This is a genomic window from Ruegeria sp. K5 (genome assembly GCF_056531805.1).
The window spans coordinates 755065-766877 of the sequence record NZ_JBQFML010000001.1; the positions used below are offsets into that span (position 1 = coordinate 755065).

10 protein-coding genes are annotated in these 11813 nt (G+C 59.1%); 1 reads left to right on the forward strand and 9 read right to left on the reverse strand.

What is annotated here, in order from left to right; genetic code table 11:
• Position 1: 1 nt before the first annotated feature.
• The 9 genes from ACR0MO_RS03880 to ACR0MO_RS03920 form a co-directional block, all read right to left on the reverse strand.
• Positions 2 to 457 (reverse strand): cytochrome c-type biogenesis protein, encoded by a 456-nt coding sequence (locus tag ACR0MO_RS03880; RefSeq protein ID WP_170734692.1) that lies wholly within the window; start codon positions 455 to 457, stop codon positions 2 to 4.
• Positions 454 to 2418 (reverse strand): heme lyase CcmF/NrfE family subunit, encoded by a 1965-nt coding sequence (locus ACR0MO_RS03885; protein ID WP_480890877.1) that lies wholly within the window; start codon positions 2416 to 2418, stop codon positions 454 to 456. The genes ACR0MO_RS03880 and ACR0MO_RS03885 overlap by 4 nt, the downstream gene beginning before the upstream one ends.
• A 75-nt stretch (positions 2419 to 2493) precedes the next feature.
• Positions 2494 to 3072, reverse strand: coding sequence for a holin family protein (locus ACR0MO_RS03890; protein ID WP_480889796.1), 579 nt, complete (start codon positions 3070 to 3072; stop codon positions 2494 to 2496).
• Entirely contained in the window at positions 3063 to 3674 is a 612-nt protein-coding gene (locus tag ACR0MO_RS03895; protein WP_480889799.1) for a holin-associated N-acetylmuramidase, read from the reverse strand. The genes ACR0MO_RS03890 and ACR0MO_RS03895 overlap by 10 nt, the downstream gene beginning before the upstream one ends.
• A 150-nt stretch (positions 3675 to 3824) precedes the next feature.
• Positions 3825 to 4271, reverse strand: coding sequence for a cytochrome c maturation protein CcmE (ccmE, locus tag ACR0MO_RS03900; RefSeq protein WP_170450870.1), 447 nt, complete (start codon positions 4269 to 4271; stop codon positions 3825 to 3827).
• Between the two features lie 7 nt (positions 4272 to 4278).
• Positions 4279 to 5307: an N-acetyl-gamma-glutamyl-phosphate reductase gene (gene argC, locus ACR0MO_RS03905; RefSeq protein WP_480889801.1), complete on the reverse strand. Its 1029-nt coding sequence runs from the start codon at positions 5305 to 5307 to the stop codon at positions 4279 to 4281.
• Positions 5308 to 5401: 94 nt separating this feature from the next.
• Positions 5402 to 6211 (reverse strand): aspartate/glutamate racemase family protein, encoded by an 810-nt coding sequence (locus ACR0MO_RS03910; RefSeq protein ID WP_170518399.1) that lies wholly within the window; start codon positions 6209 to 6211, stop codon positions 5402 to 5404.
• Positions 6212 to 6219: 8 nt separating this feature from the next.
• A complete protein-coding gene (locus ACR0MO_RS03915) occupies positions 6220 to 7098 on the reverse strand; it encodes a lysophospholipid acyltransferase family protein (protein ID WP_170518396.1) in 879 nt (292 codons plus the stop codon).
• 79 nt (positions 7099 to 7177) lie between these two features.
• Positions 7178 to 10597: an indolepyruvate ferredoxin oxidoreductase family protein gene (locus tag ACR0MO_RS03920; protein WP_480889803.1), complete on the reverse strand. Its 3420-nt coding sequence runs from the start codon at positions 10595 to 10597 to the stop codon at positions 7178 to 7180.
• 169 nt (positions 10598 to 10766) lie between these two features.
• On the opposite strand from ACR0MO_RS03920, the gene ACR0MO_RS03925 reads away from it, so the two are divergent.
• Positions 10767 to 11675 carry a LysR family transcriptional regulator gene (locus ACR0MO_RS03925; RefSeq protein WP_170450880.1) on the forward strand — a complete coding sequence of 303 codons (909 nt, stop codon included), beginning with the start codon at positions 10767 to 10769 and terminating at the stop codon, positions 11673 to 11675.
• Positions 11676 to 11813 lie beyond the last annotated feature (138 nt).

Here is an 11813-nt window from a genome sequence, read left to right on the forward strand (position 1 = left end):
GTCAATCTTCCAGAATCTGACGCAGCCGTTCCTTTTCTTCGTCGCTGAGCGTATCCGTCTCGCCCGCCGCCTGAACTTTGGAACGGCTTCGAACAAAGCTCCACCCCATGCCAGCCGCAACCAGCAGCATCAGCGGACCAGCCAGCCACAGCATCAGGTTGGATCCCGTAACTTTCGGTTTCAGCAGCACATATTCGCCATAGCGATCGACGATAAAGGAAATCGCCTGCTCGTCTGTATCCCCCGCGACCAGCCGTTCCCGCAGCAACAGGCGCAGATCGCGGGCGAGGTCCGCGTTGCTTTCATCGATGCTTTCATTCCGGCACACCAGACAGCGCAACCCCGTGCTAAGGTCACGCGCGCGCTGTTCCAGAACCGGATCGTCCAACACCTCGTCAGGCTGCACGGCAAATCCGGGCGTCGCCAGCAGCATCAGGATCAAGATCAGACGCTTCATTCCGCAGGTACTCCGGCCGAGGGCGTCTTGCGCGCGCCAGCAGCGACACGGAAACGACGGTCACACAGGCTGAGAACACCACCCAGCGCCATCAGGATACATCCCGCCCAGATCCAGTTGGCAAAAGGTTTGATATAGGTCCGCATCACCCAGCCCCCATCGGCCTGTTGATCGCCAATCACCACATAAAGGTCACGCAGAACCCGGTAGTCAATCGCCGCCTCGGTGGTGGGCATGCGCGCCACCGGATAGTCTCGTTTCTCTGGGTGCAAAGTGCCAATCACCCGATCGCCGGATTCAACCAGAACATCAGCCGTGGTCGAAAAATAGTTCGGCCCCTGCACGCGCCGCACATCTTCCAGCGTCAGGGTAAACTGCCCCACCTCGAACGGCTGACCGGGTTGGGCGACCCGAATATCCTCAACCTCCCACGCGGTCAGACCGGCGATGGCGAAGATGGTGACGCCCAGCCCGGTATGGGCCACGGCCTTGCCCCAATCGGCCCCCGGCAGGCGGAACAGCCGTTTCAGATTGCCTTTTCGGCCCGTACGGCTCCACAGATCAATAATTGCGCCGAGCGTGATCCAGGCCCCAAGGAACAGCCCCACCGGACCCAGCGCGCTGCGCCCGGTCTGCATTGCCCAAACCAACAGCCCCAAGGCCACGGCCAGCAGAAAGGCATAGCGCAGGGACCAGGCCGTCTTGCCCAGCTTTCCCCGTTTCCACGGAAGCATCGCACCAATGGGCAGAACGAGACCCAGCAGCACCATGAACGGCGTGAAGGCGACATTGAAAAACGGCGGCCCGACCGAGAGTTTCCGATCAAACATCATCTCGGCCACCATCGGCCACATGGTCCCGGCGAATACGACAAAGCAGCTGACGGCCAGAAGAACGTTATTCACCACCAGCGCGCTTTCACGGCTGATAACGCCAAAGACGCCTTTAGCCTCCATCGCCTGCGCGCGCGCCGCAAACAGGGTCAGTGCGCCGCCGATGAAGAAAACAAGGATCATCAGGATGAACACGCCCCGCTCGGGATCCGTTGCAAAGGCGTGCACCGATGTCAGCAGGCCCGACCGTACGATGAACGTCCCGATCAGCGAGAACCCAAAGGCGATGATCGCCAGCAAGATAGTCCAGCTTTTCAACGCTTCGCGCTTTTCAACCACAATGGCCGAATGCAACAGCGCCGCCGCCAGCAACCACGGCATGAACGAGGCATTCTCGACCGGGTCCCAGAACCAGAACCCACCCCAACCAAGCTCGTAATACGCCCACCACGATCCCAGCGCGATACCGATGGTCAGAAAGACCCAGGCCGCCAGTGTCCATGGTCGCACCCACCGCCCCCAGGCGGCATCAATCCGCCCCTCGATCAGCGCGGCGACGGCAAAGCTGAAGGCCATGCTAAGGCCCACATAGCCGAGGTACAGAAACGGCGGGTGAAACGCCAAACCGGGGTCCTGCAGCAGCGGGTTCAGGTCGCGCCCATCAAAGGGCGCAACGGCAAGCCGGTCGAACGGGTTCGAAGTGAACAGGATAAAGGCAAAAAACGCCACCGCCACGGCCGATTGCACAGCCAGCACCCGTGCCTTCAACGTCGGCGGCAAGCCACCCCCAAACACCGCTGCCATGGCACCAAACAGAGTCACGATCAGCACCCATAGCAGCATCGACCCTTCGTGGTTCCCCCATGTCCCGCTGATCTTGTAGATCATCGGTTTCGCAGAGTGACTGTTTTCAACCACGATCCGCAGCGAGAAATCCGAGCTTGTGAACGCCCAGACCAAGGCCCCAAATGAAAATGCGGTCAGCAGGAACTGTGAAATCGCGGCAGGTTCCGCAAATATCATCCACCCGGTCCACCGCTTGGCAGCGCCGACAAGGGGCACCACGCTTTGCACGATGGCGACCAGAAAGGCTAGAATTAAGGCGAAGTGACCGAGCTCTGTAATCATGCCCATGGATATACTCCGCAGGCTTCCTGATCGCCAATCACTTTCGCCGATTTCAGGCGCACATAGTGTCGCGGTTCAGGCGCTGCGCAACCGTTTCCAATCGACCAATGCAGGATTGGGATCGGCGCGCATCACCTCAAGCTGCAACCCGGCATCCGGGCCGGTATCGGCAGCGCCCGGGCTGTCACTGCGCAACTCCCTCAGCGCGCGCAGATTGTCCATGACCTGCGGGGCCCGCAACATGGTCTGAGATATCTCACGCTGCAGATCCTGCGCCTTGGCCTGATGCCGCGCACCGAAATAGAACGACACGATGACACCCAGCAACCACCACAAAGGTTCAGGCACCAGTGCGATCCCCTGCATCCGCGCGGCAAACCACAATGGGTCGATCATCGCCGCCGCAAACAGGCCCAGCGTTCCGAACGCCAGCGCCGGGCGCGGTACGCGGTTCAGCCCGTCCATAAACCGATCAAACGCACCTTTGCGCGGCACCTGAAACTCGGCCCGGAATTGCGCCATCGCCTGCCCTTGCACGGCCAGCGCCCGCCTGGCCCCTTCTTCGGAGTTTTCTCTGAATATTTCCGCAGTTTCACGCACCACGTTGCGCCCGCCGCCGAACAGAAAACCCAATAACCCCGTAATCAACCCCATACCGCAACTCTCCTTTGAAACTCAACGTCGCCCATGTGGTATTTGGGCGAAATGAACTCCTCGGCCCGCCTGATCCATCCGCCTTTCCCACCGGCACGGCTGCGGGCGTATTTTCGCGTTGCGGGGCGTCGATCCGCCAACCGGAAATAATAGTTTCGGCGCGCCACGCCATATGCATCCCGAAGGGCAACAGCGTCAGGGCGCAACGCCTCTTCACAGGCGCGTTCCGTCTGCGGCCCAATGACCCCATCAACCGCCACATCAAAGCCCATCTCGCGCAATAACCGCTGAAGGATTCGAACCGCCTGCGCACCCGCGTTGACATACATGTCAAACACCGTCGCGTGCAGAATATCGGGCAAAGCGGCAATGCGTGGCTTCTCAAAATAGTGCCGCACGAAAATATCGACCGCCTGCCCACGGCTCAGCACCCGGACATCAGCGGTGTCGACCTGCCCATCGCCGTTCAAATCCAACCCAAGCCTGCGCATGGTGTGAATGGTGACGCCAAACTTCGTGGCCCCGCCCGGATCGTCCAGGTCGTCCACAAATCCGCCTTCCCGCGCTACGATCTCTGCCGCTATCTGTCGAACCGTCTGCATATCTTCCCCTGACCAATCTGCCGGGCAAAACGGTCACGCAAGACAGTTTACATCCCCAAACGAAACAGGGCGCTGCCGCCTGATACGCGCAACGCCCCTGCCTCTTCTGTTCAAAAATACCTCCGCCGGAGGCACGCAGCGCAGCTGCGTTCAGCTTTCCTCAGGCCCCTTGTAGACGCCTTGTTCTTTCAAAGCATCCATTACTTCCTTCGGCATATAAGTCTCATCGTGTTTCGCAAGTATTTCAGTGGCTTCAAAGACACCATTCACGTAACTTCCGGTCCCCACCATGCCCTGATTCTCAGAAAACAGATCCGGCAGAACACCGGTAAACGCCACCTGCACGCTTTCGCCGCCATCGGTCACGACAAAACGCACAGTCTCGCCCTGCCCGCGAATGATCGAGCCTTCCTCGACCAGGCCACCGATACGAAACACCTCGGTCGGTGCGGGCGGTTCCGCGATCACCTGACTGGGCGAGCGGAAAAAGTTGATGCCGTCGCGCATTGCGTACCCAATCAACGCCGTCGACGCCACAAGGGCGACAACGGCCACCAGAATGATCTGAACTCGACGACGTTTCTTGAGCGTTTTCATACCGTCCTCACGGGAATAGAGGGGCCATCATCAGCCCCCGGGTTTCATCCTCACCTAACATCAGGTTGGCGTTCTGCAAGGCTTGCCCACTGCTACCTTTTGTCAGGTTATCCAGCGCAGCGACCACTGTCGCGCGCCGTTCGATCCGGTCAGCCACCACACCGATATGGCAGAAGTTCGAGCCCCGCACATGGTGGGTCGACGGGGCTTCGCCCATTGGCAGCATCTGAATGAACGGCTCGCCTTCATAGGCCTTGGCCAGCGTCTCATAGATGCTCTGCGGGTCGCCCTTTACATAGGTCGTCGCCAGAATCCCCCGGTTCGCCGGGATCAGATGGGGGGTGAATTGCACATGGACCGTGCGCCCGGCGAGTTTCGAGAATTCCTGATCAAACTCACCCAGATGCCGGTGCGTACCACCGATGGCATAGGCGTTATACCCCTCGCTCAACTCGGCGTGCAGCAGATTCTCTTTCAAAGACCGCCCCGCACCCGAGACTGCGCATTTCAGGTCCAGCACGATATCGTCCAGATCGATCACACCAGCCGAAATCAACGGCCGCAGCACATACTGCCCCGTCGCCGCGTTGCAGCCTGTACCAGCCACCAGCCGAGCGGTGCGGATCTCGTCCCGGTAGAACTCGGTCAGGCCATAGACAGCCTCTTCCTGCTGCTCCAACGCACTGTGCGGATTGCCGTACCATTTTTCGTACTCATCCGCGTCCCGCAGCCGGAAATCTGCGGACAGGTCGATGATTTTCAGGGTCTTCGGCAGATCGCGGATCACATCCTGACTGGTTTTGTGTGGCAAAGCGCAGAAACACAGATCGATCTGAGAGAAGTCGATTTCCGAAATCTTGCACAGATCCGGCAGGTCCATATGCCGCAGATGCGGGAAGACCTGCGCCATGCTCATGCCTGCCTTACGCTCGGCCGCCAGCGCGACGATGTCCATGTTCGGGTGCTCGGCGATCAGCCGCACCAATTCGGCGCCGGTATAACCGGATGCGCCCAGAATTGCGATTTTGTGGGTCATGTCAGACCTCTTCTTTCCATGTGTCACATTTCATGACCGCCGATGTGACGGTCTTGGATTTAGAAAATTGGAAGGGGCGCGTCCTTGACCTAAATCAGGCCGCCTCGAACGAGATTTGTCGTCGGAGGAATTGTGTCGCCCGATCGCTGACAAAACCCGGCTTGCCGGTGGTCAGGAATCCGCTCGTGCCGTCGCCCAGCATGTTGGGGTGGCGTTGCAGGTAGTCCGCCAGACTTGCGGCAACCAGATCGCCCTGGCTGAAAACCTGAACATCCGGGCCCAACGCGGCCTGAAAAGTCTCGGCCATCAACGGGTAATGGGTGCAGCCCAGAATCGCGGCCTGAGGGTCGGGCATTTTCCGTTTCAACGCATCCACATGGCTGCGTACCAATGCCTCGGCCAGAATCATGTCGCCATCTTCAATGGCATCGACCACACCACCGCAGGCCTGCGCCTCGACATCGACGCCAATCGCGCGGAACGCCAGTTCCCGCTGAAAGGCCCGGCTGGATACGGTGGCAGGTGTGGCAAACAGGGCAACGTGCTTCACCGCAACCTCGCGCGGGGGTGAGTTGTCGCCCCACTGCCGTTCAGTCAGAGCTTCGATCAGAGGAACGAAAACGCCCAGAACCCGCTTACCCTCGGGCACACCCGCTTCCTGCATCCGCCGCAGCGCAGCGGCGCTGGCGGTATTGCAGGCCAGAATCACCAGATTGCAGCCGCGATCCCACAGTTCGTGCACCGCCTTGCGGGTCAGTTGATAGATATCCTCGGCGTCGCGCACACCGTAAGGCGCGTGTGCACTGTCCGCAAAATACAGGAAATCAACGTCCGGCAGGTGTTTCTGCGCGGCGTTCAGGACGGTCAGACCGCCCAAACCGGAATCAAAGATGCCTACTGCCATTTGCCCCTTCAGGCGCGATGCCGTTCCTCGAATTCATAGCCGTAGTCATACGACTTCAGCGGTGTCGGAGACAGCTCATACGTGGCTTTGCGCAGGAAATCCATCATCTTGCGCGTATCCTTGCCCAACGGGTCCAGAACATCGCGCCCGATGGGCTCGCCAATCACCACTTTGACCGGGGTATCGACGCGTTTCTTGAACTCTTTGATCAGCAATCCCATGCGCAACGTGTTGTGCAAATGGCTGGCGATCTGGAACAGGCGAGAGGTGTGCCCGTCGAAAAACACCGGCACCACGGTCGCATTCGATTTTGCCACCATTCGGGCAGTGAACCCACGCCAACCCGGATCCATCGGATAGGCAAACGGGTTGACCGCCGTGCTGACCGTACCGCCCGGGAAAATCCCAATCGCCCCGCCATCCCCCAGATAGTTCAGCGCGGTTTTGCGGGTTTCCAGGTTCAGCTTCATCGCCTCTTTCGTCTCATCAAACGAAATCGGCAGGATGATGCGGTTCAATTCCTCGGCCTTGCGGAACACCCTATGGGCCAGAATGCGGAAATCGCCGCGCGTCTCGGAAAGCATATGCCCCATCATCAGACCATCCAGAATGCCATAGGGGTGGTTGGCAATCAGGATCAAAGGTCCGTCCTTGGGGATATTCGACAACGACCCGCCCACAACGTCCAGCGTCAGCCCATATCGTTCGACCATGACGGCCCAGAAGTCGCGCCCTTTGGCCACGTCTTTTTCATACCCATCCGCACGCTTGATCAGGCGCATTCGGCCCGTTGTATTCTCCATAAGCTTGATAACCATCCGACCGCCTTTGGTTTCGGCGGAATGGGCGTAGGAAATGTCACGAACGACATGACGGCGCGAGGGCATTTACGGACTCCGGTTGTTCGCCTGTATTATATGTTTGAGGCGCAATTTTGCCTAGCTATCGTGACAGGTTTGTGACGCCTCATTCCGCCGCAGCGCGCAGTTCTGGCCCTCCACTTTTGATGGTCGCTAGCAATTCCTCGCGCCGTTTCGCGGCTTTGGCCTCGTTTTCCAGCAAAACCGGGCCGAAACCGCGGATTTCCAGCGGCAGACGCGCCAGGGCGGCAATGGCTTCTTGCGTGTCCTGAGACACCAAAGGCAGAACCTGCTTCATGTCCTTTTCATATTGCCGGATCAAAGCGCGTTCCATTTTGCGCTCGGCCGAGTATCCGAAAATGTCCAGAGGTGTTCCCCGCAGCACCTTCATCTTCGCCATCAGCTTAAGCGGCCCCAGCATCCACTCACCAAAGGCGCGTTTGCGCGGTCTGCCGTTACCGCCTGCTCTGCCAAAGATCGGCGGGGCAAGATGGAAGGTCATCTTGAAGTCGCCATCAAACTCCGCCGCCGCTTTGTCCCGGCTGCTGAGCAGCAATCGGGCAACCTCGTATTCGTCCTTGTAGGACAGCAGTTTGTGGTATCCCTTGGCCGCCGCTTCCTGGATCTTGGCATCCTCGATCCCATCCACCAGCTTGCGATAACGTTTGGCCAGCCGCTTGGATTGGTAGTTGGTCAGGTGCTGCGCCCGGAACTCAATCATCTGGTCCAGAGATTTCGGCAACTCGGTGACCGAGGGCGACAACATCGCCTGCACCTCGTCCGGGTGCAGAACAGCCCAGCGGCCTACATCAAAGGCGCGTTTATTGCGCTCAACCGCTGTGCCGTTGAGTTCGATGGCACCCATTATGGCCTCGTAGGTAACCGGCAGGACGCCGCGCTGCCAGGCCGCACCAAAGACCATCATGTTGGAATAGATCGAATCGCCCATCACCACCTTTGCCAACTCGGTGGCATCAAATAGCGTGACATCGTCTTTCAGCCGCGCCTGCAAGGCCAGTTCCAACTGATCGGCCGGGATGCGGAATTCGGTGTCGCGGGTGAAGTCGCCGGTTACGGTTTCGTGGCTGTTGACCACGGCACCTGTCTGTCCGGCCCGTGTCAGGCCCAGCGTCTTGGCCCCGGCTGACACCACCAAATCGCCACCAATCAGCGCGTGCGCCTCACCGGTGGCCACGCGAATGGCGCTGATGTCTTCCGGCTTGTTGGCCAGACGGCAGTGGATGTGAACCGCGCCGCCTTTTTGCGCCAGACCCGCCATCTCCATCATGCCCGCGCCCTTGCCATCTATCTGCGCGGCCTGCGCCAGAATAGCACCAAGGGTCACGACGCCCGTGCCACCAACCCCGGTGATGACCACGTTATGCGTGCCCTTGATCTGCGGTAGCTCCGGCAGTGGCAGATCGGGCAGATCAAGCTGTTTCGTCGCCTCTTTCCGGATTTTCGCCCCTTCCAGGGTGACAAAGGACGGGCAGAACCCGTTCAGGCAGGAAAAATCCTTGTTACAGCTTGATTGATCAATCGCCCGCTTGCGGCCCAGTTCGGTTTCCTTGGGCACGATCGAGACGCAGTTCGATTGCACGCCGCAATCGCCGCAACCTTCGCAGACATCCGTGTTGATAAAGACGCGCTTGTCCGGGTCCGGGAATTCCCCTCGCTTGCGGCGGCGGCGCTTTTCGGCAGCGCAGGTTTGGACATAGACAATGACCGAGACACCGTCGATCTCGCGGAACCGATCCTGCACTTGCATCAACTCGGCCCGTTCGAAGGTTTCCACACCGGAGGGCAAGGCGCCAAGGTTCACGTCTTCTTTCTCGTCATAAACCAGCGCTACGTGTTGGACACCCATGGCCTTGACCTCGGCCACGATCCGTTCGGCGGTCAGATCGCCTTCGTTTCCCTGTCCACCGGTCATTGCAACCGCGTCGTTGAACAGAATTTTGAAAGTGATGTTCGTGCCCGCCGACAAAGCGGCCCGGATCGCCTGCACGCCCGAGTGGTTATAGGTTCCGTCGCCAAGGTTCTGGAACACGTGATTGGTGGTCGAAAACGGAGCCTCCCCGATCCAGTTCGCGCCCTCTCCGCCCATCTGAGTGAACCCGGTCGTTTCCCGATCCATCCACTGCACCATGTAATGGCACCCGATCCCGGCATAAGCCCGGCTGCCATCGGGCACTTTGGTCGAGCTGTTATGCGGACAGCCCGAACAGAAATACGGCAGACGCGTCGCGATTTCCTGGGCGTTGTCGGCCCGACGCGCCTGGGACAGCTTTTCTAGCCCCGCCCGAACACCATCGGTATCGCGGCCCTCTTCGATCAGGATCTCACCCAGTTTCTCGGCAATCATGATCGGGTCCAGCGCGCCGCGCGTGGGGAACAGTTCCTCGCGGTGCAAGGTCCCGGCCCCGCCCTTGTACCAACCGTAAACGCGGCGACCCCGGCGGTCGTCAAAGATGGCTTCCTTGACCTGCACCTCGATCAGTTTGCGCTTTTCTTCAACGATAACAATCAGGTCCAGCCCTTCTGCCCAGTCATGGAACCCGGCCATATCCAGCGGAAAGGTCTGCCCGATCTTGTAGGTGGTGATACCCAGGCGCTCGGCCTCGGCCTCATCAATGTTCAGCAGCGACAGCGCGTGGGCCAGATCCAGCCAGTTCTTGCCAGCCGCCACAAACCCGATCTTGGCCCCCGGCTTGCCCCAGACCCGTTTATCCAGCTTGTTGGCATGAGAAAACGTCTCGGCCGCGAAACGTTTATAGTCGATGATCCGCGCCTCTTGCAGATGCGGCGTGTCGCCCAGTCGGATGTTCAGTCCGCCCTCGGGCATGTCGAACTCGGGCATTACCAGACCCACCCGGTCCGGCCTGCCATCCACGACCGAGGTCACCTCGATCGTGTCCTTCATCGTTTTCAAGCCAACCCAGACACCGGCAAACCGGCTGAGTGCAAAGCCGTAGATGCCGTAGTCCAATATCTCCTGCACGCCCGCCGGGCTGACCACCGGCATATACATATCGACCAAAGACCACTCGGATTGGTGCAAAACGGTCGAGCTTTCGCCCGTGTGGTCATCCCCCATCGCCATCAGCACGCCGCCATGCTGTGCCGTGCCCGCCATATTGGCGTGACGCATCACATCGCCCGACCGGTCGACACCCGGCCCTTTGCCGTACCAAAGACCGAACACACCATCATAGCGCCCATCGCCGCGCAATCCGGCCTGCTGACTGCCCCATAACGCGGTGGCGGCCAGATCTTCGTTCAGACCGTACTGAAAAGTCACGTCACTTTCGGCAAGATATCGCTGCGCCCGCATCATCTGCTGATCGACCGCGCCAAGTGGCGAACCGCGATATCCGGTCACCAGTCCCGCCGTATTCAGCCCGGCCTGCCGGTCGCGCGCGCGCTGCATCAGCATCAGACGCACCAGCGCCTGCGTTCCGTTCAAAAGAACAGGCGATTTCTCAAGATCGAACCGGTCGTTCAGCGATATTTGTGGCTGACTCATCAGACGTCTCCCCTCGTCAGATCAGTGTGCTTCATATTCTCGCATATTAGGTCACAAATGCTGACCTGTATAGAGTTTATCCACTGAAACCTAACGATTTCACCGTTTGTTTGTGGAACTTGTTACCTATTTCATATAGGCCTTCCCGAGGATAACGAAAGTTGCGGCGATGGATTGGGATAAGCTTAGGATATTTCACGCGGTTGCAGATGCAGGCAGCCTGACCCATGCGGGGGACAAGCTCAATTTGTCTCAATCCGCCGTGAGCCGTCAGATCCGCGCGCTGGAAGAATCACTCGATGCGACCCTGTTTCACCGTCACGCCCGTGGCCTGATCCTGACCGAACAGGGTGAGTTGTTGTTCGATGCGACCTCGGCCATGTCCAAACGCCTCGACGCTGCAGCTGCCCGCATCCGCGACAGCGAGGATGAGGTGTTCGGCGTCCTGCGTGTTACCACGACCTTCGGCTTTGGTACCCTGTGGCTGGCCCCGCGCCTGCCAAAGCTCTACGAGCAATACCCCGATCTGAACATCGACCTGATGCTGGAAGAACGCGTTCTGGACCTGCCCATGCGTGAGGCCGACGTTGCCATCCGCATGAAAGAACCCAGCCAGGCCGATCTGGTGCGCAAGCGGCTGATGACTGTACAGATGACGCTGTATGCCACGCAGGAGTACATCGAAACGCATGGCGGCAACCTGAAGTCGCTGGACGAGATCAAGGATCATCGCCTGATCTGCCAAACCCCCGCAGCGCCTCAGGTCGGGGCAAGCGCGTCAATGGTACGCCATTTGATGACCTATAATCCGGGGTCGCTGCTGACGGTGAACAACTACTTCGGCGTCCTGCAGGCCGTGCTGCACAATCTGGGCATTGGCGTTCTACCCGATTATGTCACGCAGGATTTCCCGCATCTGGTCCCGGTCCTTTCCGATATCGAAACCGCCGATGTTCCGGTTTATCTGGCCTACCCCGAGGAATTGCGGCACTCTAAACGCGTTGCAGCGTTCCGCGATTTTGTTCAGGCCGAAATCATTGAACAACGCAAGCAGTTGAAGAAATTGGGTAAACTATAGATATGCGCGCAGGGCATATCAGGGTTGTCCAATGCACAGTCTGAAACTCCTTGAACGTTAACAAACTGATCCCTAAATGAGCACTCGAAGGCGGTGATGCTGAAACGCTCATCATCTTCATACCTCCCTGTTGGACTA